General features: G+C 57.6%; 25 protein-coding genes and 1 tRNA gene. 6 read left to right on the forward strand and 20 right to left on the reverse strand.

Annotated features, from left to right (window positions below; translation table 11 throughout):
• Positions 1 to 5: 5 nt before the first annotated feature.
• The 7 genes from metG to N5W20_RS03065 form a co-directional block, all read right to left on the reverse strand.
• Positions 6 to 1,538 (reverse strand): methionine--tRNA ligase, encoded by a 1,533-nt coding sequence (gene metG, locus N5W20_RS03035; RefSeq protein WP_319807447.1) that lies wholly within the window; start codon positions 1,536 to 1,538, stop codon positions 6 to 8.
• Complete coding sequence (locus tag N5W20_RS03040; RefSeq protein ID WP_319807448.1) at positions 1,535 to 2,473, reverse strand: DNA polymerase III subunit delta'; 939 nt, start codon at positions 2,471 to 2,473, stop codon at positions 1,535 to 1,537. Before N5W20_RS03040 ends, metG begins: the two co-directional genes overlap by 4 nt.
• Complete coding sequence (gene tmk, locus N5W20_RS03045; RefSeq protein ID WP_319807449.1) at positions 2,470 to 3,114, reverse strand: dTMP kinase; 645 nt, start codon at positions 3,112 to 3,114, stop codon at positions 2,470 to 2,472. The genes N5W20_RS03040 and tmk overlap by 4 nt, the downstream gene beginning before the upstream one ends.
• Positions 3,111 to 4,337: a D-alanyl-D-alanine carboxypeptidase family protein gene (locus N5W20_RS03050; protein WP_319807450.1), complete on the reverse strand. Its 1,227-nt coding sequence runs from the start codon at positions 4,335 to 4,337 to the stop codon at positions 3,111 to 3,113. Before N5W20_RS03050 ends, tmk begins: the two co-directional genes overlap by 4 nt.
• A gap of 8 nt (positions 4,338 to 4,345) precedes the next feature.
• On the reverse strand, positions 4,346 to 5,209 hold the full coding sequence (locus N5W20_RS03055; protein ID WP_319807451.1) for a septal ring lytic transglycosylase RlpA family protein: 864 nt from the start codon (positions 5,207 to 5,209) through the stop codon (positions 4,346 to 4,348).
• The gene (locus N5W20_RS03060) at positions 5,190 to 6,191 is read right to left on the reverse strand and encodes a lytic murein transglycosylase (RefSeq protein ID WP_319807452.1); all 1,002 of its coding nucleotides are present in this window, start codon (positions 6,189 to 6,191) and stop codon (positions 5,190 to 5,192) included. Before N5W20_RS03060 ends, N5W20_RS03055 begins: the two co-directional genes overlap by 20 nt.
• Before the next feature lie 82 nt (positions 6,192 to 6,273).
• Complete coding sequence (locus N5W20_RS03065; protein ID WP_319807453.1) at positions 6,274 to 6,726, reverse strand: MlaD family protein; 453 nt, start codon at positions 6,724 to 6,726, stop codon at positions 6,274 to 6,276.
• A gap of 129 nt (positions 6,727 to 6,855) precedes the next feature.
• On the opposite strand from N5W20_RS03065, the gene N5W20_RS03070 reads away from it, so the two are divergent.
• Together N5W20_RS03070 and N5W20_RS03075 are read left to right on the forward strand one after the other, a co-directional pair.
• Positions 6,856 to 7,698, forward strand: a complete 843-nt coding sequence (locus N5W20_RS03070) for an undecaprenyl-diphosphate phosphatase (protein WP_319807454.1) — start codon at positions 6,856 to 6,858, stop codon at positions 7,696 to 7,698.
• A gap of 82 nt (positions 7,699 to 7,780) precedes the next feature.
• Positions 7,781 to 9,313, forward strand: coding sequence for an amino acid permease (locus N5W20_RS03075; protein ID WP_408869416.1), 1,533 nt, complete (start codon positions 7,781 to 7,783; stop codon positions 9,311 to 9,313).
• Between the two features lie 27 nt (positions 9,314 to 9,340).
• Here N5W20_RS03075 and N5W20_RS03080 read toward each other — a convergent pair whose 3' ends face one another.
• The 4 genes from N5W20_RS03080 to N5W20_RS03095 all read right to left on the reverse strand — a co-directional run bounded on the left by N5W20_RS03080 (position 9,341) and on the right by N5W20_RS03095 (position 12,995).
• Positions 9,341 to 9,712: a hypothetical protein gene (locus tag N5W20_RS03080; protein ID WP_319807455.1), complete on the reverse strand. Its 372-nt coding sequence runs from the start codon at positions 9,710 to 9,712 to the stop codon at positions 9,341 to 9,343.
• 292 nt (positions 9,713 to 10,004) lie between these two features.
• Positions 10,005 to 10,079 (reverse strand) — tRNA-Val (locus tag N5W20_RS03085).
• Between the two features lie 64 nt (positions 10,080 to 10,143).
• On the reverse strand, positions 10,144 to 12,030 hold the full coding sequence (locus tag N5W20_RS03090) for a hypothetical protein (protein WP_319807456.1): 1,887 nt from the start codon (positions 12,028 to 12,030) through the stop codon (positions 10,144 to 10,146).
• 35 nt (positions 12,031 to 12,065) lie between these two features.
• Positions 12,066 to 12,995 carry a mitochondrial fission ELM1 family protein gene (locus tag N5W20_RS03095; protein WP_319807457.1) on the reverse strand — a complete coding sequence of 310 codons (930 nt, stop codon included), beginning with the start codon at positions 12,993 to 12,995 and terminating at the stop codon, positions 12,066 to 12,068.
• Positions 12,996 to 13,039: 44 nt separating this feature from the next.
• Between N5W20_RS03095 and N5W20_RS03100 the strand changes: the two genes are divergently transcribed.
• A complete protein-coding gene (locus tag N5W20_RS03100) occupies positions 13,040 to 14,167 on the forward strand; it encodes a DEAD/DEAH box helicase (RefSeq protein WP_319807458.1) in 1,128 nt (375 codons plus the stop codon).
• Positions 14,168 to 14,229: 62 nt separating this feature from the next.
• On the opposite strand, the gene glyA is transcribed toward N5W20_RS03100, so the two are convergent.
• Positions 14,230 to 15,534, reverse strand: a complete 1,305-nt coding sequence (glyA, locus tag N5W20_RS03105) for a serine hydroxymethyltransferase (protein WP_319807459.1) — start codon at positions 15,532 to 15,534, stop codon at positions 14,230 to 14,232.
• A 121-nt stretch (positions 15,535 to 15,655) separates the two neighbouring features.
• On the opposite strand from glyA, the gene N5W20_RS03110 reads away from it, so the two are divergent.
• From N5W20_RS03110 to N5W20_RS03120, 3 genes are read left to right on the forward strand one after another with little or no spacing between them, the layout of a single operon-like run.
• Positions 15,656 to 17,122 carry an APC family permease gene (locus N5W20_RS03110; RefSeq protein WP_319807460.1) on the forward strand — a complete coding sequence of 489 codons (1,467 nt, stop codon included), beginning with the start codon at positions 15,656 to 15,658 and terminating at the stop codon, positions 17,120 to 17,122.
• 5 nt (positions 17,123 to 17,127) lie between these two features.
• On the forward strand, positions 17,128 to 18,117 hold the full coding sequence (gene hemB / locus N5W20_RS03115) for a porphobilinogen synthase (RefSeq protein ID WP_319807461.1): 990 nt from the start codon (positions 17,128 to 17,130) through the stop codon (positions 18,115 to 18,117).
• A complete protein-coding gene (locus N5W20_RS03120) occupies positions 18,114 to 18,488 on the forward strand; it encodes a YraN family protein (protein ID WP_319807462.1) in 375 nt (124 codons plus the stop codon). The genes hemB and N5W20_RS03120 overlap by 4 nt, the downstream gene beginning before the upstream one ends.
• A gap of 61 nt (positions 18,489 to 18,549) precedes the next feature.
• Here the strand turns inward: N5W20_RS03120 and N5W20_RS03125 are convergent, their stop codons facing one another.
• The 8 genes from N5W20_RS03125 to purC form a co-directional block, all read right to left on the reverse strand.
• Positions 18,550 to 18,876 carry a hypothetical protein gene (locus tag N5W20_RS03125; protein WP_319807463.1) on the reverse strand — a complete coding sequence of 109 codons (327 nt, stop codon included), beginning with the start codon at positions 18,874 to 18,876 and terminating at the stop codon, positions 18,550 to 18,552.
• A gap of 147 nt (positions 18,877 to 19,023) precedes the next feature.
• Positions 19,024 to 19,359 carry a Grx4 family monothiol glutaredoxin gene (grxD, locus tag N5W20_RS03130; RefSeq protein ID WP_319807464.1) on the reverse strand — a complete coding sequence of 112 codons (336 nt, stop codon included), beginning with the start codon at positions 19,357 to 19,359 and terminating at the stop codon, positions 19,024 to 19,026.
• 43 nt (positions 19,360 to 19,402) lie between these two features.
• On the reverse strand, positions 19,403 to 19,633 hold the full coding sequence (locus N5W20_RS03135) for a BolA family protein (RefSeq protein WP_319807816.1): 231 nt from the start codon (positions 19,631 to 19,633) through the stop codon (positions 19,403 to 19,405).
• A 5-nt stretch (positions 19,634 to 19,638) separates the two neighbouring features.
• On the reverse strand, positions 19,639 to 21,837 hold the full coding sequence (gene purL, locus N5W20_RS03140) for a phosphoribosylformylglycinamidine synthase subunit PurL (protein WP_319807465.1): 2,199 nt from the start codon (positions 21,835 to 21,837) through the stop codon (positions 19,639 to 19,641).
• A complete protein-coding gene (gene purQ / locus N5W20_RS03145) occupies positions 21,834 to 22,535 on the reverse strand; it encodes a phosphoribosylformylglycinamidine synthase subunit PurQ (RefSeq protein WP_319807466.1) in 702 nt (233 codons plus the stop codon). The genes purL and purQ overlap by 4 nt, the downstream gene beginning before the upstream one ends.
• Entirely contained in the window at positions 22,535 to 22,933 is a 399-nt protein-coding gene (locus N5W20_RS03150; RefSeq protein ID WP_319807467.1) for a Rap1a/Tai family immunity protein, read from the reverse strand. Before N5W20_RS03150 ends, purQ begins: the two co-directional genes overlap by 1 nt.
• Positions 22,933 to 23,175: a phosphoribosylformylglycinamidine synthase subunit PurS gene (purS, locus tag N5W20_RS03155; RefSeq protein WP_319807468.1), complete on the reverse strand. Its 243-nt coding sequence runs from the start codon at positions 23,173 to 23,175 to the stop codon at positions 22,933 to 22,935. The genes N5W20_RS03150 and purS overlap by 1 nt, the downstream gene beginning before the upstream one ends.
• 3 nt (positions 23,176 to 23,178) lie before the next feature.
• Entirely contained in the window at positions 23,179 to 23,937 is a 759-nt protein-coding gene (purC, locus tag N5W20_RS03160; RefSeq protein WP_319807817.1) for a phosphoribosylaminoimidazolesuccinocarboxamide synthase, read from the reverse strand.
• Between the last annotated feature and the right edge of the window lie 103 nt (positions 23,938 to 24,040).

Raw genomic sequence — 24,040 nt, forward strand, 5'->3', positions numbered from 1 at the left:
CAGCGTCACGCCCCCTCTTCCACAAATCTCGGGAAGAGGCCCTGGGGCGCGGGCAATTCTGCTTCAATGTCACCCTGTGCAAGGTCAGCTAACTGACGCGCATTTTGAGAGATGCCGAGTTGCGTCAGCAATTTATCCATCGTCCCCGGCATGTATGGTTGCAGGACGATGGCGATATGACGCAAAGCCTCATGAAGCGTGCGCAGAACCGTGCCCATTCGGGCAGGATCTGTCTTTTTAAGAACCCAGGGCGCCTGGTGATCAATATAGGCATTGCACGCGCGCACCACTTTCCAGACGGCCTCCAGCCCATCCGTTAGGGCGAAGCGGGCAACATGTTGCCGCAGGAGGTCCGGCAGAAGTGAGGATTGCGCCAGTAAATCGCGATCATCCTTCTGCGTTTCGCCCCACTCCGGCAATTTGCCGTCGAAATGGCGGTTGATCTGCGTCAGGGTCCGCTGCGCCAGATTGCCGAGCCCGTTGGCGAGTTCCACATTGACGCGGTTGATCAGGGATTTGCGGCTTAGATCCGAGTCACCTCCGAAAGGCACTTCCCGCATCATGAAAAAGCGCACCGCATCGACGCCGAATTCTGAAGCAAGGTCCCGGGGGTCAATGACATTGCCCAAAGATTTGCTCATCTTCTGACCCTCAATCGTCCACCAGCCATTGGCGAAAATGGCGTCCGGCAGGTCCAGCCCTGCGGCCATCAGGAAAGCAGGCCAGAAAACCGCATGGAAGCGGATAATGTCCTTACCCACAATATGCGCATTGGCGGGCCAGAACCGCACCCCCTCACTCTGCATATCGGGATAGCCGAGGGCGGAAAGGTAATTTGCCAGCGCGTCAAACCAGACATACATGACATGCTTCGGGTCACCCGGGACGGGGATACCCCAGGAAAAGCTTGTCCGGCTGATGGAGAGGTCCCGCAGGCCCGATTTGACGAAACTGATGATTTCCTTCCGCCGTCCTGCAGGCCCGAGGAAATGTGGTTTCGCCTCATAGAGGGCGAGTAACTGGTCCTGAAAAGCGGAAAGGCGGAAGAAATAAGATTCTTCCTTCACCCACGTGACCGGTGCGCCGCTGGGGGCAATATGGGTGCCATCCTCCAGCAGGGTAATCTCATCCTCGCTGTAAAAACATTCATCTCTCAGCGCGTACCAGCCCTCATAGGCGCCAAGGTAAATATGATCATTCTCCGCAACCTGACGCCAAAGAGCCTGCGCCGCGTCTTTATGCCGTGCCTCCGTCGTGCGGATGAAACGGTCATAGGAAATGCCCATGGCATCCGCCATGTCCTTGAAATTGCGGGAAATACCGTCGACAAATTCCAGAGTGGATTGACCTGCCTGGGCGGCGGCCTGTTCAACTTTCTGACCGTGCTCATCCGTGCCGGTCAGGAAAAACACCTCCCGCCCGTCGAGACGGTGAAAGCGCGCGATGATATCGGCCGCGACAGATGTATAAGCGTGCCCAATATGAGGCGCGCCATTTACGTAATAAATCGGCGTGGTAACATAATATCGCGACGTCATAATCTGCCTATCATCGCAGCGGCTTTAAGAGCTGCCAGTGTCCTGTCGAGATTGAAGCGGTCGGTCTCATGCCGCAAATATATCAACTTCTGATAGATTTCCGCTGCCCGGTTTGCCGCGCTTTGATCTCCTTTGTGACTGGAAGTCAGCGCCGCATCCCGAATGTGCTCCTGTAGCAAATCGCAGAAGGTTGAAAAACCCCTCTCCTCTTTTGCGATACGCTCCGCCTGGGCAGGCGATAAAGCGTGAGATGCGCCGGAAGCGAGCTCTTCCACGATCTGCGTCAGATCTTCATAATGGCGGGAGGCCAGTTCCAGCGCATATCCCGGTCGGCCCTTCGCCTGGGAGATCAGGCGCTGATTCATATCCGGGTCTGTCAATTGATGTCGAGCGAGAAAAACCTGCATATCTGCATCCTGTAAGGGATGGAGGAAGAGCTTGTGGCAGCGACTCCGGATAGTGGGGATGACGGCCGCCGCATTATCGGCGGTGATGAAGAATACCGTTTTTTCAGGCGGTTCTTCCAGAAGCTTCAGTAAAGCATTGGCGGCGAAATTATTGAGTAGATCACCCCCCGCGACGATGACGACCCGCCAGCCACCCTCCGCAGCGGTGTGATGCAGAAGCTGTTGTATAGGCTTGATGTCTGCGGCGACGATCGTCTGGCTTTCCCCCCCCTTCCCGGTGCTTGCCCCGCGCGTAATCACCAGAAGGTCGCCATGCGTACCCGCTTCAAAACGGTGGGAGATCGGACTTTTTGGGTCCGTCGCGTTCAAAAGGATTCTGGCAAAAAACAGGGCCAGCGTGGTTTTGCCGATCTGGGGCGTCCCTGTGATCAGCCATGCATGATGGAGCCTGCCAGATTGTCGGGCGGCCTCAAATTGCTGGATTGCGGCATCATGCCCGATAATATCGCGCGCCCGGTTTTTGATCATTCCACCGCGCCCTCGCGTAACGCCATGATTTTGCGAAATAAAATATGGCTCAACGCGTCCGCATCGCCGCCTGCATTGATGCGTTCAATCCGCTCGGGCTCCTGCTCCTGAATTTTGTCAAAGCCTTGTCGAACGCGATCATGGAACGCGGCGCCGCGCGCCTCATAACGATCCGTGCGGCCCTTCCGCTTTGCAAGACGCTGCGTCGCGACCTGCAGCGGAACATCAAGAAGGAACGTCTTATCCGGCTCGAAAGCGATGAGGCGCCGCGCATCCTCAATGAATTTCAGGAGGTCAGCCGCGCCTTCACCCGCACCGTAACCCTGATAGGCGATGGTGGAGTGATGATAGCGATCACAGAGGACGAGTTTTCCGGCTTCACAGGCGGGCCGGATGGTCTGATCCACATGGTCGGCCCGTGCCGCCATATGGAGGAGGACTTCCGACCGCGCGGAAAAGGCGACGTCGCTGAATAAGATGGTGTCGCGCAGCAACTCCGCCCCTTGGCTGCCCCCTGGCTCCCGCGTGGCGATAAAGGGAACGCCTTGTTTTTCAAGCAATTTTGCGAGGAGGTTGAGCTGCGTCGACTTGCCGCACCCCTCCCCGCCTTCCAGGGTGATGAAAACCCCGCGCCGCCTCACTGCGTAATGCCGTTTGCGAAGCCAAGGCGCCGCGAGGCACGCCCGAGCAGGCCAAGGCGTGCCACAGCGTGGTCAGCCAACAGGGGGAGGCGTATTTCCTTCATGCCCGGGGCTGTAAAGACGAGTGCGCCGCAGCTTTGTCCCGCCGATATCGGCGCGATCAGCGGCGACGCGTAGGTGATGGAAAGGTGATCATGCGCGCGCCAATTGCGTGGCAGCGTCAGGCGAATATCGGAGGGGGCGACGAGGGGCAGATTATCCTCGACCCCCATCCAGACAGGCGCATGATCCACCACGTCACCCTTGCTGAAAATCGTCACCGTCTCAAACTCAGCAAAGGCCCAATCCAACACGCGCGCCGTCTCACGTGCGCGTACATTCATGGATGTCATGCCATTGAGGGTGACGACGACACGCCGTCCGTGCCGGTCTGAACTGACGCACATGCCAAAGCCGCCTGCATCTGTGTGTCCCGTTTTCAGCCCGTCTGCGAGGCCCTTATCAACGAGCGTATTGCGATTTCCCTGCTTAATATGATTGAAGGCGAATTCCTTTTCAGAGAAAAAATGATAATATTCCGGGTAATCCCGAATAAGATGCATGGCGAGGATCGTTGTATCACGCGCGGACATATAATGGTCAGGGTCAGGCCACCCGGTGCAGTTGGTGAAATGTGTGTTCTCCATTTTCATCCGGCTGGCCATCTGATTCATTAAAGTGACGAACTGCTCTTCAGACGCCGCGATACCCTCCGCCAGCACAATGCACGCATCATTGCCGGACTGGATCAACATACCCTGGATCAGTTTGCCAACCTCAACCGTCTCACCCAGCGGCACAAACATTTTGGAGCCCTGCATACGCCAGGCTTTTTCACTCACCGGAAGATGTTGAGCGAGAGTCAAACGGCCGGATTTCAGCATCCCGAACACGATGTAAGCCGTCATCATTTTCGTGAGGGAGGATGGCGGCATATGTTCATCGGCTGATTTGGACATTAATGTCGCGCCCGTCTCAAAATCCATCACGCAGGCCCATCGTGCATTGACATTGACCGGCCCGACCGGTGACTCCGCTGGGGTGGTGAGCGCCGGGTCCGGCACGATTTCCTTGGCCGGCAAGGGGGCCTTCAGGGCCTGGCGCTTCCGGGCCATTGCGGGGCGCGCGATCAAGAGGGCAACTGCGGCAGCCGAACTGCCGAGAAGAAAACGTCGAGTGGGCACGTGACTTCCTATCTAACCAAGAGGCGTGGATTACTGATGCCACATTTCTGGGCACGACTCTGCGCGTCGTCAGTTTTCTCTACCGTGAGGAATGGCCCGTAAACAACCTGCCATGCGGGATTACTGCCGTCTCCGGCATCCCGTGTAACAAGGGCCTGGCAGCGTGTCGCGACGCGCGCAGCGACACGATGCTGGTAGAAAGATCCAAGAACAACATAATAATCAATTGGATAAACAGGATTCTGAATGTAAGTCTGCGGCAGAGCTTCGGCCATGCTCAGCGCCTTCCTTGACTTGCTGCGCCCCGCATCCGCGTCGAAAACCTGCTTGTCCCGCCCATCCAGCGATTGCGCCGTCACCGTGCCACGCCCGGGTGACGCGATACCGAGATCGGGCATAGCCGCCGAATCATAACCCAAAGCGGCATTCTGCTGACGGTCCAGCGTGATCCGCACGGGCGTCGGGTTTTTTTCCATACCTAATATGCGCGCCACAGTCGGCGTGACGGCAAGAATGCGCCGCCCATCCATAGGGCCACGATCATTGAGGCGGATTTTGACAGCCCGCCCATTGGATAAATTCTCCACCCAGACCAAGGCCGGAAGCTGCAATGTCTGATGCGCGCCCGTCATGGCGGCGGCGGACCAGATCTCCCCATCCGGCAATGAGGTATCTGCTGGCCGCGTGTAGGTCTGGGCGAGGCCCGTCTCGCGATATTCCGTTTTGGCTTCGGGGTAGAACCAGCGATCAAGCCCCTTCCACGGTTTGCCGAGTGCCGGGTGCAAATTTGCTGGAGGGGGTGCCCCCGCATCGTGGCAGCCCGTCAGGATAATCAGCGTGATCAGCGCAGCCTTATGTTCGCGAAGCTTCATCAGCAATCAGACCCACCGCAAGCGCATAGAAATCCGCCGGGTTATAATGACGGAGTGTCATGAAATTATTATAGACCAAAAAACCGGATGGGAAGCCGGAAACGGTCACCTCCCCCGTCGGAATGATTGCGCCTATCTGCGAATCTGCGGGCAGGGCCGCACCATGCGCGCCGGTGACGCCAGCTTGTGACCATTGCTGATGGGTGGCGCGATGCCGTCGCCCCAATTGGCCCACCGGCAATGGCTTTGTCATCGTCACTTCGCAACCCCAGCGTTGGCCTCGCTGCCAGCCATAATGATGCAGAAAATTCGCGATGGAAGCGAAGACATCCGCCCGGCTGTGCCAGATATCAGGGACGCCATCCCCGTCACCATCCGCGGCAAATCTGAGATAGGCGCTCGGCATGAATTGCGGCTGCCCCATCGCCCCGGCATAGGAGCCTGTCATGTCAGCAGCACGGAGCCCCTTCCGGTCGAGAATATGCAGGGCCTGGATGAGTTCGGTGCGGAAGAAGTGCCGCCGCCGCCCTTCATAAGCCAATGTCGCCAAGGCATCGAAAATATTAAATTTTCCCATCTTCCTGCGGAAGGAAGATTCAAGCCCCCAGATCGCGATGATGACTTCAGGATCAACGTCATATTTGTCGGAAACAGGTTTAAGGACATCGCGCTGCGTCGACATATTGATGCGCGCTTGCTCGAATGTGTCTTTCGTCAGCACGAGCTTTTGATAAGCGTGCCATGTCAGCGTGCCCTCCGGCTGATGATGGTCACGGGCGATGACGTCGCGGTTGGGCGTTTTGAGGCTGGAGAACGCATCATCAATCACGACATCGCCTATGCCGTCCGCGCGTGCGGCGTTTCTGACATTATCCAGAAACGCCTGATAGGCGGTTGATGCGCGGCCCGTAACATTGGTGGCATGGGCGCGCGTGCCTAGGGCAGCGAGGCTTCCGGCAAGCATCAGGCGACGATTGAGCATTGAATTTCCTTCTTTTTCTCCGGGCGTATCGGACAATGCTCACATCATCCTGAAGCGCGCCGTTTGAGGCGGCCCTCAACGCTTATTGGAGATGGCCGCCAAAAATATAGTCACTCACCTGCTGTTCCAGCGATAATTGGTCCGTGGTTGACGTGATCATCTCCGCCGGGTTCAACCGCGTTGCAGCATGACCGGGATTGACCATCAAAGCATCATCGGACGTCATGTCCGGCGCGACGATCGCGACAGCGGCATCGACGGTTAAAGGCAGGTTTTTGTCGATGCTGAAAACGACCTTGGCGAGGTCCGTATCCTTGTCGATGGTGATCATATTGACCTGACCTACCGTGACGCCGGAGACCATCACCTCCGCACCCGGACGCAGGCCGTTCGCGGAATTGAACAACGCGGTATATTGAAGCGTCGCGCCGCTGAATACATGGCGATGCGCCCCGATATAAGCGGTAAAGCCCAAGGCGACGATCAGCACGGCGAGGCTGGCAAGGGCGGCGCCCCCGCGGGATTTCTGAGACAATAATGACCTCATGACCAGTAAATTCATGCAGTAGCGGCATAAAAGCTCACGTGCACGCGGCGTCAGGGTTGCCTTGATGCCGGGCTTGCGGCATTGATTTTGCACGCAAACAATTATTTTGGGAAGACCATGAACGTCATCCACGCGTTGGCCTATGCTGTCCTTCAAGGTGTGACAGAACTTTTCCCCGTGAGCAGCCTGGGGCATGGGGTGGTGGTGCCCGCGCTTTTCGGTTGGGGGTTTGACCGTCATGACCCCTATTTCCTGCCTTTTCTCACTTTTCTGCATTTCGGAACGCTGATTGCGCTGCTTGCCGTTTTCTGGCGGGATTGGTGGTCGTTGCTTCATGGCGCTTCAGGGCGGGATGGTGCGCAGCGTCAGATTGAGTCGCTACGCATCCTCTTCCTGCTGGTGGTGGCGACGATCCCGGCCGTCATCATTGGCGGGCTCTTCGAGCATTATTTCCGGCGCATCTTCGCAGATCCGCGTCTCGTCTCCCTGCTGCTGATCGGGAATGGCATCCTCCTTCTGGCGATGGAGGGGCTGCGCGCCCGGCAGCGCCCGCAAAAAAGGGAAGTCATTTCAGCTCTCGGGGTGAAAGACGCAGTTTTTATCGGCGTCTGGCAGTGCCTCGCATTATTGCCGGGACTTTCGCGATCAGGGTCGACAATTATTGGCGGCCTTCTGCGCGGGTTGAATCATGAGGTCGCAACCCGATTCTCGCTTCTCATGGCACAACCCGTCGTATTCGCGGCGACGGTTAAGGAAGGCTTCGCACTGCGCCACATTAAAGTGACCCGTGAAATGGCCGAACTTTCGGTCATTGCGGCGGTTGCGGCAGGCGTTACAGCGCTTTTAAGCACGCTTTTCCTTTTACGTTATTTTCGCAAGCATGATGGCTGGGCGCTCGCGCCTTTCGCTTATTACTGTATCATTTTTGGCAGTGTCGCTTATTTTACGCTGGCACGATGACGATTTTTCCGCCATCAAAACGTTTCGGCCCTCTCTAAAATTTAATTTTTCTTAAGGTGCCGCCGATTCCTGCCTTTGAGTGATGAGTATGCCATCCCGCCGCAAAACGCTTGTGCAGATAGAGCGTGACTTCAAGGATCGATCCCTGAAGCAGACACTCTCCGCGACGCAACTGACACTGCTCGGTGTCGGTTCGACCGTGGGTGCGGGGATTTATGTCATGACCGGCATGGCGGCATCGCAATATGCCGGGCCTGCTGTGCTGATCTCCTTCATCATCGCGGCGGTCGCGTGCCTCTTCACGGCGCTTTGTTATGGTGAGTTGGCGGCGAGCATGCCGGTTTCCGGCTCCGCCTATTCCTACGCCTATGTCTCAATGGGGGAGCGCGCGGCCTGGGTCACGGGCTGGTTGCTGCTGCTTGAATATGGCATCTCCTGTATCGCGGTGGCGTCGGGTCTGTCCGGATATGCGTCCAGCCTGGCCGGGGCCTTCCATATCCATGTGCCCGCATGGTTCTACACCTCCACTCTCATCACAAATGTCACTGCGGAGGCGACCCGCATCGGTTTTGACTGGCGTATCAATGGCGTCGGCGCGCTCGCTGTGTGCCTCATCACTTTCTTCCTCGTTATCGGGGTGCAGGAGACGGCGCGGCTCAACGCCATTGTGGTGTGCATTAAAGTGGGTGTGCTCCTGCTGTTTATCGGGTTTGGGGTGTTCGCCATCTCGCCGCATAACTGGGTGCCATTCATGCCGCATAATGAAGGCGGATTTCGCTATGGCTGGGGCGGTGTGTTCCGCGCGGCGTCGGTAATTTTTTTCGCTTATGTCGGGTTTGAGGCCGTTTCAACCGCAGCGACGGAAGCGCGGAACCCGCGGCGTGATGTGCCGATCGGCATTATTGGCAGCCTCGCGATCTGCACCATCATCTATCTGGGTGTAGCGGTGGTTCTGCTCGGTATCGTGCCCTATCGTCAACTCGATGTGGCCGACCCGCTCGCGATTGCGGTTTCGAAGATGCATGCGCCTTTTCTGACTTTATGCGTCAATATCGGCGCCACGGTGGGGCTGTGCTCCGTCCTGCTCGGCTTGCTATACGGGCAATCGCGCATTCTCTACGCCATGAGCCGGGACGGGCTGATTTCGCCGTTATTCTCCCATGTTCACCCGCGCTTCCGTACACCCTGGACGGGGACGATCATCCTCGGGATATGCGTTGCCGTCGGCACGGCCACTTTGCCGATTGATGTTATCAGCGAAATCGTAAGTATCGGCACGGCTTTAGCCTTCGCCATGGTGTGCTTTACAGTCATCTGGCAACGCAATCACGCGCCGGACGCGCCACGCCCGTTTGAAGTGCCGCTCGGTGGGGTGGTGATACGCGGTTATTGGCTGGGCGTGACACCCATGCTCGGAATCGCGCTGTCCGGTGTGATGATGATCCCGCTGGTGGTGGATGTTGGGCGGGATGCGCTTGTGGGCAATCCGCTACCCGTTATTCTGCTTTTCGCTTATGCCATGCTCGGCGCTCTAATCTATATGGTCTATTCCCGCCAGCATTCCCGTTTCCATCCCACGACAGTAAATGCCGAAGTCGATGGAAATGAGGCGTAGAGCCAGCTTGTTTCAGGCGTAAGGGCGTTACCTTGGCTGGCAGATTCCGGTCGTGCGTAAGACGTCGATGGCGGCCGGGTCACCATTGAGGGCTCTTTTGATCGTCAGGCTACATGCTTTGCGGGGCTGATCCATGTAGCTGGAAGCCGCATTACCCGCATTTGCATAATCGAGCCCGGCATCGACGAGCTTGTTCATGATCGACTGATACAGAATCTCGTGTGCATTTTCAGGCGTGTCTTTGAGGATGAGGTCAAAATAAGGCTCAGCGCTTATTCTACGCAGCGTGCAATTCAGGATTTTAACGTGATCGGCCGGATAAATTCCGCCCCCATGCCCGCCATAAGTCAAGGGGGTGCCGTTCGGCTTGCCCTCATAAGCGTGGATCAATTCGAGCACCGTGCCTTTCTTCCCGTCAAAATCGTTGCCGGGGATGGTTTTGATGACGACTCCCCGGCACTCATCTGCCCAGGCGTTGTGGGCGGTGAGGGAGATGGCGATGGTGATTCAGATTAGTTTAAGAGATCGTCTCATGACATGGATTTCCCGATCACACTTGGCGAAGGGGGAAGCATCTCAGCCTTGCAAATCAGTTTCCATTAAAACTTTTTCGGGCGAATGCCTGTCCGACCATGACGCGCGCGCGGGACGCCATTCCGGCTTCATGCAAAGACCGGGAGATTGATCGAACTGGTGGGTGCGACAGGGATTGAACCTGTGACCCCTGCCGTGTGAAGGCAGTGCTCTACCGCTGAGCTACGCACCCCAATTGCGATGCCGGGATCACTACCAAACTCGGCACCGCGTGACAAGCCACTTACGGGAAAATCTCAGAACCCGAACATGTGATCGAGTGAAAATCCGGCCTTCCCATTCATCTGGCCATGATAGCCGAACAGGCGGCATGTCATGTCGCGGATGAGGACATAGCCCCCCTCCCCGGCTTTCCCGATCAATTCCGAACCGAAGATTTCATCCGGCCAGATGATTGCTGAGCCCGACGGCGCAATATGGATCGCTTCCTGCGCGATTTCCGTGCCGTCCCGCGCCATGAGATGCAGGATCGTTTCGGAGGGCGTCCCCCCTTCAAGAGATGTCGGGTAAATGAGATGGCTGAAACTGCGCATCCCCGCCTGGCCTAATTTAAGGAAGAGTCGTGTCGTCAAACCTGGTGGCGGCCCGGTATAGGATTGCGGCTCATTGCGCCACGTCATGAGCGTGTTGAAGATGTGTGCGCCAAAGCTTGTTTCCGCCGCATGTCCATTGGTGCGGTCTCGATAGCGCAACATGGCGTGGAGCCAACCATCGGCCGCGCCACCATCACGGAAGTCATAAACAAGCTCCCCATGCCCCTCATGCGGCGTGAGATCATGCATCGCAAAAGCCGCCGCGTGATGGCGCGGGAGATTCCCGAGAAATTCCTGCCCGACTTGCCTCCCTTGCCGATCAAATAAATCCACCCGCACGGGGAGATGTGTCACTTCTTCTGACATGGGGTTAGGCTGAAGGAAGGTCGTGTATCTCGCGGGGTCCAGCACGGGGAACGGCATGATAAACCCGCGCCCCATCCATGAAGGCATTTTCGCGATCGTGGGGTCGGGCTTAAGGTCCTGGCGCTCGATATTAAGGTGCGCGATGCGCGTCAGGCCACGTTGCACAACCTCATAACGCGGACGCACAATGTGATTGCCCGCGCGCAATTCAAGTTGTACGGGCCATTTGACGTCCGGCATCAGCTCCCCCACATCCAGCCGATATGTCCCGAAAGCCGGGATTTCGACGGTGACAGGGTATTCGCGCGTCTCACCCATACGATTCAAGGTGATCTCACCCACGCTGATGGGAGAAGCGTGACTGTTCTGAACCCAGAGGATGATCTGCTCATCATCATCCGGCGCAGGCAAGGTCGCGAAACGGGGTGACGGCCATGCATTGGCGTCATGTGTGACGGAAAGACTCGCATCTCGCCCCCGCCCGTAAATATCGAGGGCATATTTGACGGTGTCATGCCCCCGTGCGCCCAGGATATGCAGAAATAACTGCCCGCAGAAAGCCGGGAGGGCGAAGCGTTTTCTGACGTCCTGACTGTCGATAATGATGCCCGCACCGGGGGAACCGATATGCTCTTCCCATTCGGCGATGACTCGCCCGACCCCGTCATAAAGCCGAGACCAGTATCGCACATTTGTCGCACCGTAATGGCCCCAGTAATTTGCGGCGACAAGACGCGTGGACAATTGATCATCATCGCGAAAGAAGGCGAAATTTGTCGCGAAATTGAGTTTATCGAGATAATTCCGCTTATTGCTGAGCATGGCCTCCGGCAAACGGGCCCCGCCGAGCGTGATGATCTGCTGATCTCCGCGCGTCACGCGGGAGAGGCGGGAGCGCGTTTTGGCGTCATCAAATGAGAGGGCGAGAATATGGGTGGCGTCGCTCTGCGCAATTTCGACCACAGGCTGCATCACGCCGCCTCTGCCATCATCCTTTCCGACTTCTTCAGACCGATGGGTGAAGAAACCGTAAGTTGGCTGGAAGGCCGGGTAGAGCGCGAAAAAATTCGAAGCCTCATGATCAGGGTCATAAACTGCGAGGCGCGCATCGCCGCCGAGGTCAGAAGCTAACTTTTCAATACGGGACGCGGCAAGAGGATGGGCGATGGCCTTGTAAAAAACATTACCGCCGCGCTGAGGCGTGAAGGTGCTGATATCGAGCATATCATCCTCAAATCCGTGTCAAACCGGCGGGGACGCTAGCCCGGCAGGCGCTTTCTCACTTCTTCGACCGCAATTTGCGTGTCGTCAAGCGGGGAAACGCCCCAGGGGCACCAATCCGGCGTAAAGGGGCGGACGCGATCCAACGCCGTCAGGCCCTGCACAAAAGCCGTAATCCGTCGGGACCGTCCGGGCAGGGGGATGATCTGCACAGGCGCTTTCGTGGCCACTGCTTCCGAAATCATGGACACGCTGTCCGTCGTGACCGCGATCATATCCGCCGTTGCCAGCATGCCGAGATAAGGGTTGTCGCCCGCGCCATGCCAGATATAGGCATCAAAACCCTTAAGCTCGGCCTCTAAAGCGGCAAGAGCCTGTTTGTCGGTGCGCCGTGAAGGCGTGATGGCGAGCGCGATATTCTGTTGCCGCAGCAACTGTGCCAGGCTTCGGCCAATCAGGCGGCCCTCTTCACGCCCAAGGCGGAAGCGCCCGTTTGATCCGCCAAGCATGACGCAGAGGAGGGGCCGACCCGCCCGCTGCAAACGCGCCGCCCATTCAGCCCGCGCCGCGGCGAGGCGGTCGGAGGTGACATTATGCAGGGCGGTGCGGATGGAGATGACGTTGGGGCCTGCGATATCGTCGTGATGATTGGCGATGATGAGGTCAAATTGACTAAAGTCCATGCGCGGATTTTGCACTTGGACGAGTTTCAGCCCCGTCTTCCGGCGAAGGGCCGCGCCCACCGCGCCGCCGCGCCCTCCGACACTTAGGAGCCATTGCGTGTCCGGTGCAAGCTGGATCGGCGCGGCCGCTTTGAGGGGGTCGGGGCAGAAACGCGTTGGCAGATGGCGCCACATGCCTTTGAGCTTGACGGTGTGGAAACGAGGTTCAACATCCAGCCGGTGCAGCAGGCCTTCAGCCTGCGCACGCATCCCGGCAAAATTTTCACTTATAACCGCGACTGACATGTTCGCTCTTTGCGCCAGACGCTCATTTTTGGCAAGAAAGGAATATGACGCCCGACACAAACATTGCAGATTTCGGTTTCGATGCCCGACTTTGCGCCGCTATGGCGCGTGAGGGTGTCACGCATCCGAATGAGGTGCAGCTCAAAGCATGGCCGCATGTCCTTTCCGGGCGGGATGTTATTCTGACGGCCCAGACAGGCTCGGGGAAGACCATCACCTACCTCGCCACCTTATTGCAAAGGCTCGTGACGCAAAGCGCCGCCACCCCCTCCCCGGCACCTCAGGCGCTGATCCTGTCCCCCACAAGGGAGCTGGCGATGCAGATCGCCGGCATTTTGCGCAGTCTGGCCCGCCCTTTCGGGATCTCATCCGTCATTGTGATGGGCGGTGACGACCGCGCGCGACAGGTCAGGAAGTTGGAAGGCGGGGCGCAGATCATGGTCGCCACACCGGGGCGGCTGCGCGACCTGTTGCAGGATGGCGTTGTCACGTTGTCTCAGGTCAGGACGCTGATTATTGACGAGGTCGATCGCCTTCTGGATGAGGGTTTCGCGGCGGACGTGTTACACATCGCGTCCGGCTGCGCCGATGGGGCGCAACTTATCCTGTGTTCCGCAACGTTACCGGCGGCACTGAGAGATCTGACTCAGCAAATACGCCCGAAAGGCTTCATTCGGGTCGAGGTCAAGCCTGAAGCCGCCATGCCGCGTCAGATGCACCATCAACTCGCCTTTATCACCGGTCAGGCAAAATGCGATATGCTTCTGGCACGTCTTGAAGCGCGGCGCGGGCGGGCCATCATTTTTGTCAATGTCAAAGCCGAGATCGATGCGGTGATGCGTTTCTTGCGTCAGGCGGGCGTTATGGCCGATATTCTGCATGGGGATATGCGCCAGGCGGCGCGCACAAAATCATTACGCCATTTCAGTGAGGGGCGTGATCATATCCTCGTCACAACTGACGTCGCGGCACGCGGACTGGATATTGATGATGTCGGACTCGTGGTGAATTACGATTTTCCGCCCAATGTCGAAACTTACATCCACCGCGCGGGCCGCACGGCCCGGGCCGGGTCGCGCGGTCTCGCCATCAGTTTCTGCGGGCCGGAAAAGCGCCACCTTGTGCGCGAAGTGGAAAAAGCAACGAAAATCCGGCTCAAAGTCATCGCCTGAAAAGGCATGATCTCAATGTGACCTCAGCTCGGGCGGCGGGGCACGCCGCCCGGATGCGCGCCTCAGGCGGAGGGGTAGGCACCTTTATAAATCGGGAAACGACGGCACAGCGCCTTGACCTCTTCTTGCACGCGGGCCTCGACAGCATCCTGCGACGCACTGCCATGTGCGGAGAGCACCTCGTCAATCATGCGTCCAATGTCACGGAATTCCGCGACGCCAAACCCGCGTGAGGTTGCGGCCGGGCTGCCGAGGCGAATGCCGGAAGTGACGAAGGGTTTTTCAGGGTCAAAAGGCACGGCGTTTTTATTGGCCGTCATGCCTGCCCTCTCTAAAGCCGCTTCCGCCACTTTGCCGGTGACTTTCTTCGGGCGTAGATCCACGAGGGCGAGGTGACAATCCGTGCCACCCGTCACAATATCGAAACCGCGCGTTTTCAGCTCATCCGCGAGCGCCTGCGCATTGGCCAGAACCGCCTGCTGGTAGGACTTGAAGGCGGGTTGCAACGCCTCACCAAATGCGACGGCCTTGGCGGCGATGACATGCATCAGCGGACCACCCTGAAGCCCGGGAAACACAGCGGAATTGATTTTTTTGGCGAGGTCCTCGTCATTTGTCAGCACGACGCCGCCGCGCGGGCCGCGTAACGTTTTATGTGTTGTGCTGGTCACGATATGCGCATGGGGCACCGGGTTGGGGAACAGCCCAGCCGCAACCAGCCCTGCAAAATGTGCCATATCGACCATGAGGTAAGCGCCGACCTCATCCGCGATCTGACGGAAATGCGCGAAGTCAATAACCCGCGGATAGGCGGAGCCCCCGGCAATGATGATTTTGGGCTTGTGCTGACGCGCGAGACGCGCCACCTCCTCCATATCGATCCGCCCATCTTCAGCCCGCACGCCATATTGCACGGGCTTGAACCATTTGCCTGAATAGTTCGGCGCGGCGCCATGCGTCAGATGCCCCCCGGTGGCCAGGCTCATCCCCATGATGGTGTCACCGGGTGTGGCCATGGCCATGAAGGCGGCCATATTGGCATTCGCGCCGGAATGCGGCTGCACATTGGCGAATTTTGCACCGAATATCCGGGTCAGCCGGTCAATCGCGAGCGTCTCGACCTTATCAACCTCGACGCAGCCACCATAATAGCGTTTCCCCGGCAGGCCCTCCGCATATTTATTGGTGAGGACGGAGCCCTGACTCTCCAGCACGGCGAGGGACACAATGTTTTCCGATGCGATCAGCTCAATCCCGTCCTGCTGACGCACAAGCTCCTGATGCAGGATATCCGCGACTTCTTTGTCGGATTGAGCAAGATTGCCTAAATAAAATTTCGAAAGATCAGCGTGCGCGGCGGAACACATAAGAATTTTCCCTCATCAGAGCGCTTGAAAATGATGGCGTTATGGACTTTGACTTCATATCCCATATTATCAGTCATCGCCATCCTGACGAGACGGGATGGTGTTCGTTAAGGATAGTTTTATGCCCGCTAAGGCGAAATCGTTACTGCGCCGTAAATCGATCGACCAGGATATCTACGATTCGCGTCACTCTGCAATGCGTCGTGTCATCGGCCCTTCGGGCCTGATCGCGCTGGGTGTGGGCACGATTGTGGGCGCTGGTCTCTTTTCCCTGACAGGTGTCGCAGCGGGACAACATGCAGGCCCTGCTGTGGTCCTCTCATTTCTGATCGCGTCCATCGCCTGCGCACTGGTCGGGCTATGTTATGCGGAACTGGCGAGCATGATCCCGAGTGCGGGTTCAGCCTATTCCTATACATATGCGACCCTCGGTGAACTGATTGCGTGGATCATCGGCTGGGATCTGATCCTGGAATATACAGTCGGCGGTGCGGCCGTGTCCGTCAGTTGGTCGAGTTATTTTGCCTCGCTCGTGCATCAATGGGGCATCTCCATCGATCCGCGCCTCCTGACCTCGCCTTTTCTCATGACAAAACTGGCGGACGGGACAACTGTCCATGGTTGGGTCAATCTGCCCGCCATCATCGCCCTAACCCTCATCAGCCTCCTTCTGGTCCGCGGTATCTCGGGCTCACTGCTTTTCAATAATTTTGTCGTGTTTCTCAAAATCGGCGTGATTGTTCTGCTCGTCATTTTCTGCGCCCCGCACGTCAATTTTGCGAACTTCCATCCCTTCCTGCCGGAAAATGACGGTCACTTCGGGAGTTTTGGTTTTTCAGGCGTGTTGCAGGCTTCCGGGATGATGTTCTTCGCTTATCTCGGCTTCGACATCATCGCCACGACTGCGCAGGAAACACGCGATCCTGAAAAAACCATGCCGATCGGGATTCTCGGCAGTTTGATTGTCTGCACGATCCTCTTTGTCGTTTTCGCCTTCGTACTGACAGGGGTCGTTAATTATAAATTATTGGCCGATGATGCCAGCCCGGTCGCGACCGCAATCGACGTCACCCATCTCGACTGGTTGCAGACTGTCGTCAAAATCAGCCTCCTCTTCGGTTACGCGGCAACGCTGATCGGCGTCATGCTCGGCCAGGCCCGCGTCTTTTATGCGATGAGCCGTGACGGGCTTCTGCCCAAGGCGGTCGGGTACGTCAGCCCCAAAACAGGCGCGCCCGTCATGGGGCATGTCATTACATGGCTGTTGGCGGCGTTTCTCGCTGCGCTCTTCCCCATCTGGGTGCTCGGGGTGATGGTGTCGATCGGCACGCTGTTCGCGTTTGTTCTGGTCTGTGCCGGTGTGATCTATCTGCGTATCCATGAGCCGCATCGCCCACGGGCCTTCACCGTGCCGGGCGGGCTTGCTGTGCCGATTTTGGGGATTATCGTCTGTGTCGGTATGATCGTCACGCTCGACATCATGACCTGGCTTCGTCTGGCGATATGGCTTGCGCTCGGTATACTCGTCTATGTTCTCTATGGTCGGCGGCATAGCCGTCTGGCCAATGCGCGCCTCCGGGAGGATTGAACGCGATGGCTTTCCCCGCGACCCGGATGCGCCGCAATCGCGTCGATGATTTTACGCGACGCCTCGTGCGTGAGACATGTCTTACGACGGATCATCTGATCTGGCCGATCTTCGTCTGTGACGGGCAAAATCAGCATTCCGCCATCAAGGCGATGCCCGGCGTTACGCGCGTCAGTGTGGATCGCCTGAAGGATCATCTTGCTGAAGCGGTCGAACTGGGCATTCCGGCAATCGCGATTTTTCCCGTGACGCCGGAAGATTTGCGGGATGCGATGGGCAGAGAGGCGGAAAATCCGGATAATCTGATCTGCCGGGCGGCGCGGGAAATCAAGAAACATTACCCAAATCTCGGCATTATCGGTGACGTCGCGCTCGATCCTTATACAGATCACGGCCATGACGGCCTTATTTCCGATGATGAAGTCGTGAATGATGCGACGCTTGAGGTGCTGGCGCGGCAGGCGGTCAATCAGGCCCGGGCCGGCATCGACATCATCGCGCCGTCAGACATGATGGATGGACGGGTCGGCGTGATTCGGCGCGCCCTTGATCAGGAGGGATTTCAAAATACCCGCATCATGTCCTACGCCGCAAAATATGCCAGCGCCTTTTACGGTCCATTCCGGGAAGCGCTGCAATCTGGCGGTCGACTGAAGGGGGATAAAAAGACCTATCAGATGGACCCGGCCAATACGGACGAGGCTTTGAGGGAGGTTGCGCTCGACCTAGAAGAAGGCGCGGATATGGTGATGGTCAAACCCGGAATGCCATATCTCGATATTATTCATCGTGTCCGCACCGCATTTAAAGTGCCGCTTTTCGCCTATCAGGTCTCGGGCGAATACGCGATGCTGGCAAATGCCTTTGAAGCCGGTTTGCTGGATCGGGAAAAAACAATCCTGGAAAGTCTGATCGCTTTCCGCCGCGCGGGGTGTCACGGCGTGCTGACCTACTTTGCGGTTGAAGCGGCGCGGATTTTGCAGCAGCAAAAGTGACGTTGCGCCGGGCGCTGCGTGGTGCGGATGCCTATCGGCGTGGCATCGCGGCGGAAGATCGCGTTGCACACCTGTTTCAGGAGGAAGGCTGCGATATCCTTGCAAGGCGTCAACGCACACCATTTGGTGAAATTGACCTGATCGTCGCCGATCCGCGATACCTTGTTTTTGTCGAGATCAAAGCGCGTCATCGCCTGACTGACGCCGCGCAGAGCCTCTCATCCCGTCAGGCACAACGCATCCTCCATGCCGCGACATACTGCCTCGAAACGCAACCATCCTGGCAGCGTGATGCGACACGGTTTGACCTCGTCATTATCGACGAAATGCATGAGATTCGCCGTATCAAAGACGCTTTGCGGTTGATGTAATGATTGTGTGCGTGCGACGTGTCTCCGGCGCCCGCATATCGAGGCCGGGCGCCGTCAACGTTTAGCCGCGATGGCGCGTATGGCGCGATTTCACCGTGCGGGATTTAACGTGCCGGTAGGAAGCCTTGCGGATAAAGCGCGCTTTTACGCCATTCTTCGTTGCTTTATGGCGATAGCTTGCCGTGACGACCATTTTGCGGCCGTAACCACGCTTGCGATGCCGCGTCGTGTGCACGACAGGGCGTGGGGGGGCGGTAAGCGCTGCAAGTGTCAGGCGACTGGCTTCAACGTTTGAAATCGTCCGGCCGGAAGCTTTTGACGTCGAAGGGGAAAGCACAAGCCCGACAGCAAAAAATCCCGTCGATAAGATTGAAGCGAAACGTCGCATGTCTTTCCCCATCCGATGAAACTGGAAGCTTTACGCTAAATCACGGCATTAAGTTCAGTTTGGCAAGTAAAAACCTGCTTCATCGAAGGCGTTTTTTTCGCGCGGCGGTGCGCCCGGTTTGTCGCCGGGGCACGCCGTCACGGATGCTCAAGCCTTCGCGCGTTCGATTTTTTTCTCGTCCAGCAGGGAGTCAAGCTCACCATTTTGATACATATCGACGACGATATCGCATCCGCCAACAAACTCGCCCTTAATGTAAAGTTGCGGAATTGTCGGCCATTGGGAAAAGGCTTTAATGCCTTCACGGATTTCAGCATCCTCAAGGACGTTGACCGTCTGATATTCAACACCCATACGGTTCAATACTTGCACAACGCGCGCCGAAAACCCGCATTGAGGAAATAACTTCTCCCCTTTCATGAATAACATGACGGGATGCGTGTCGATTTCGCGCTGGATGCGCTGAAAAATGTCCTGAGACATAGCGGATTTCTCCTTAAATAAGGGTCTTGCGCGACGACGCGCGTCAAGGCGTTTCAGTTTTGAGTGCAAGTGCGTGAAGGGTTGACCCCATTTTCCCGCCGAGAGCCTCGTAGACAAGTTGGTGCTGTCGCACGCGATTCAAGCCCTCGAACGCTTTACTGACGACGCGACAGGCATAATGGTCGCCATCCCCGGCGAGATCGGTGATTTCCACCACCGCATCGGGGAGCGCTTCCAGGATATGCGCGCGGATTTCTTCCTCCTGCATGGCCATCTGCGTCATTGCTCCATCAATTTGGGGAAGAACGCGGCGTTGACTTCCCGCAGGCGATCGGCTGAAAGCGAGATGCCCTCAGCCAGAGTGAGATGCGTGCCGCCACTGCGCCCAAGGCGGCGCACGGGGACATGGGCGGCTTCAGCGCGGGCGATAAACGCGACCGCATCAGGGACCGCAACAATGTAGGCGGCTTGATCCTCCCCGAAATAGAAAGCGTGCGGCGCCATATTTGATGGCGGATGCTCCACGACGCAACCAACGCCGCTCGCCATCACCATTTCCGCCAGTGCAATCAGAAGGCCACCATCTGAGACATCGTGGCAAGCAGAAATTTCCCCGGACAAAATCCTTTCACGGACGAAATCACCATTGCGACGCTCGGCCACGAGGTCAATAACCGGCGGCGCACCGTCCTCGCGTCCGCATATCTCCCGCAGCCAGAGTGACTGGCCGAGATCGCCCCGGCTTTCACCGACGAGGACAAGCTCCATTCCATCAGGCATCGCGTACCCGACGGACCGATCAATATCCGCAATGACGCCAATCGCCCCGATCGCCGGTGTTGGCAGGATCGGCACGCGCAGTCCGCTCGGGTGCGTCGTCTGATTATAAAGCGAGACATTGCCACTGACGACGGGGAAATCCAGCGCGGTGCAGGCTTCCCGGATACCGGCAACGGCATCCGCAAATTGCCCCATGATTTCCGGCACTTCAGGATTGCCGAAATTGAGATTATCCGTCACCGCAAGGGGTTGCGCCCCGGTTGCAGTGATGTTGCGCCACGCTTCAATCACGGCCTGCGCGCCGCCCGCTTTGGCATCGGCCTGGCAGTAACGCGGCGTGCAATCCGTCGTCATAGCGAGTCCTTTGGACGTGCCTTCAATCCGGATCACCGCGGCATCGGCGGTGCCGGGGCGTCGCTTCGTCTGGCCGCCAACGCCACTATCATATTGGTTCCAGATCCACGCGCGGGAGGCCAGGTCCGGGCAGGCCAGGAGATGCAGCAGGGCGTGCTCCACCCCTTCCGGGTCTCTCACCCCGCCGAGACGCGCTGGCGGTTTGCCGTTAATGAGGGGGCGATGATAGAGAGGTGCTCCATCCGCAAGGGGCGCCAGCGGGATATCCGCCTCGACCTGTCCCTTATGCCGGATGGTAATGCGTCCCGTATCTGTCAGCACACCGATAATTGAAAAATCAAGCTCCCATTTTTCAAAAATCGCGCGGGCAACATCCGTTCGCTCCGGCTTGAGGACCATCAACATGCGCTCCTGACTTTCGGAGAGCATCATTTCATAGGCCGTCATGCCGGTCTCACGCTGCGGCACCTGGTCGAGATCCAGCTCAATCCCGACACGTCCTTTCCCCGCCATCTCCACGGCGGAAGATGTCAGTCCCGCAGCCCCCATATCCTGGATGGCCACAATGGCATCTGTTTCCATAAGTTCGAGGCAGGCTTCAATCAGCAGCTTCTCGGTAAAAGGGTCCCCAACCTGCACTGTTGGGCGCTTATTGAGGGCGTGCTCATCAAATTCGGCTGACGACATGGTCGCGCCATGGATGCCGTCCCGCCCCGTTTTGGAGCCGACATAAACGACCGGGTTCCCAACCCCGGCTGCCGCGGAAAGGAAGATCCGATCCTGCGCCGCGATGCCCACCGTCATCGCATTGACGAGCGGATTACTATTATAGGAAGGATGGAAATTGACTTCCCCACCCACTGTCGCGACACCGACGCAATTTCCGTAACCCCCGATGCCGCGCACGACACCATCAATCACATGGCGTGTGACAGGCAGGGATGGATCACCGAAGCGCAAGGCGTTGAGGTTAGCGACCGGGCGCGCGCCCATCGTGAAAACGTCGCGCAATATACCACCGACCCCGGTGGCCGCGCCTTGATAAGGCTCAATGAATGAGGGGTGGTTGTGGCTTTCCATCTTGAAAACCGCGGCCATCCCATCCCCGATATCGACGACACCCGCATTTTCCCCCGGGCCGTGAATGACCCAGGGCGCCTTCGTCGGAAGTGTCTTCAGATGGGCGAGAGACGATTTATAGGAGCAATGCTCTGACCACATGACAGAAAAAATGCCGAGTTCGGTCAGGCTGGGCGTCCGCCCCATAATATCGAGGAGTTTTTGATATTCGACATCTGTCAAGCCAAAACGCTGCGCGAGTGCAGCGTCAACGTTAGCGGTCATTTAACCAAGCTTTCAACGAGACTGGTAAAAAGCGGAGCCCCATCTGTCGGGCCAAGCTGCGGGTCAACCATATTTTCCGGATGCGGCATCAAACCGCAGACCCGGCTATTCTCACTTAAAATCCCCGCAATTGCGTGTGCGCTGCCATTCGGGTTCGCGCTGGGGCACGTCTCATCGAGGGTGCCATCTGCCTTTACATATCGGAACGCGACCCGCCCCTCGCCTTCAAGCGCGTCAAGCTCAGCGGGTGACGCGGTGTAATTGCCATCCCCATGCGCGAGCGGGGCGCGGAAGACGTCGCCGCTCTTCCAACCTGACGTGAAAGCCGACTGATCATTCTCAACACGAAGATAGGCATCCTGCGAGAGGAAGCGCATCCCGGCATTGCGCAGCAGCGCACCGGGCAGAATATGCGCCTCCGTCAGAATTTGAAAACCATTGCACACGCCAAGCACATACCCGCCCCGTGCCGCGAACTCCCGCACCTCACGCATAATGGGTGCATGAGCCCCCATCGCGCCGGAGCGAAGATAATCTCCGAAGCTGAAACCACCGGGGATGACGATGAGGTCCAAAGAGGGCAGCTTCGTGTCACGATGCCACAAAATCTGCGGCGCCTGTCCCGAGACGATTTGCAGCGCCTGGGCCATGTCCCGCTCCCGGTTCGTGCCGGGGAAAAGAACAATACCTGCCTTCATTACGGCGCTGCCCCGTTACGGACGTCATTGCAGGGATAAGCACCATGCAGGGCCGCGACGACGGTCTTGCCCACCGGGCCGGACAGGTTGGATTTCTGGCGCTGCTGATTCAGAATCCAGCGCACGACCTTGCTGCGCATCGCGCTCGTTTTCTCATCGGAAGGGATGCAGAAAGCGGCTTCACCCTCACCTGTTCTGTTGATGGAACTCAGATAGGTCAGTGCGCCACCATCCGCAACACCGGCAAGATAAGCATCGCACAGGGCGCTCTTGCCCGAATCATTACAGATGCGGAGAAATCCCCCGACGCTCATTTTTGAGAGTCGGTGCTCAGACGCGAAAGCCGGATGGGCGGCGAAGCACCCCATGGCGAAAAAGGTCAGCAGTGCTTTGCGCATTATTTCATAACCTCCACCGTGTAATCCTCAATGACGAGATTGGCGAGCAACGCCTCCGCCATTTTACGGCCCTGATCGGCCGCGGATTTCGTGTCATGGCAATCCACGTCCAGCAAAATCGTTTTGCCAACGCGCACGTCGCTCACATTTTTGAAGTCGAGCGTTTCGAGGGCGTGACCAATCGCTTTGCCCTGAGGGTCGAGGACGCCTTCCCGTAACACAACATCTACGCGGATTTTCATCGATTAACCCTCTGACCCTTTAATTTCGTGATTTCCTGATTCCGGAAGGATGCCGAGCCGTCGCGCGACCTCCTGATAGGCTTCCTCGACGCGGCCGAGATCCCGGCGGAAGCGGTCCTTATCCAGTTTCTCACTGGTGTTCATGTCCCAGAGGCGGCAATTATCGGGAGAGATCTCATCCGCCAGCACGACGCGCATCTCGTCCTGCTCCCAGAGACGCCCGAATTCAAGTTTGAAATCCACAAGCTGGATGCCGATGGCCTGGAATGTCCCACAGAGGAAATCATTGATGCGCAGGGCGTGGCTGTTGATCTCCTCCATATCCTGAGCGGTGGCCCATTCAAAGGCGGCAATATGCTCCTCTGATACCATCGGGTCGTTGAGCGTATCGTTTTTCAGGTAATATTCGATGATGGTGCGCGGCAGGCGCGTCCCTTCCTCAAGCCCGAGGCGACTCGCGATTGACCCCGCCGCAACATTACGAACAACGATTTCAAGCGGGATGATCTCGACCTCACGAACCAGTTGCTCGCGCATATTGATGCGCTTCATGAAGTGGGTCGGGATGCCGATCGCCTGCAAGCGCAGCATGAGATGCTCACTGATGCGGTTATTCAGCACGCCCTTGCCGGTGATAATGCCTTTTTTGGCGCCATTTCCGGCGGTGGCGTCATCCTTGAAATACTGGACGATTGATCCGGGCTCCGGACCTTCGAAAAGGATTTTGGCTTTACCCTCATAGAGTTGTCGGCGGCGGGCCATCATAGACTTTCAGCAAAAGCAAGGTGAGAAAACAGACATATAGCAGTGCGCAGGGCGACGCGACAGACCTAAAAGACCCCCCGTCCTGAAGGACATCACGTCG

Origin of the sequence: Candidatus Kirkpatrickella diaphorinae, assembly GCF_025736875.1 — a bacterium.
In the GTDB taxonomy this organism is placed as follows: domain Bacteria; phylum Pseudomonadota; class Alphaproteobacteria; order Acetobacterales; family Acetobacteraceae; genus Sorlinia; species Sorlinia diaphorinae.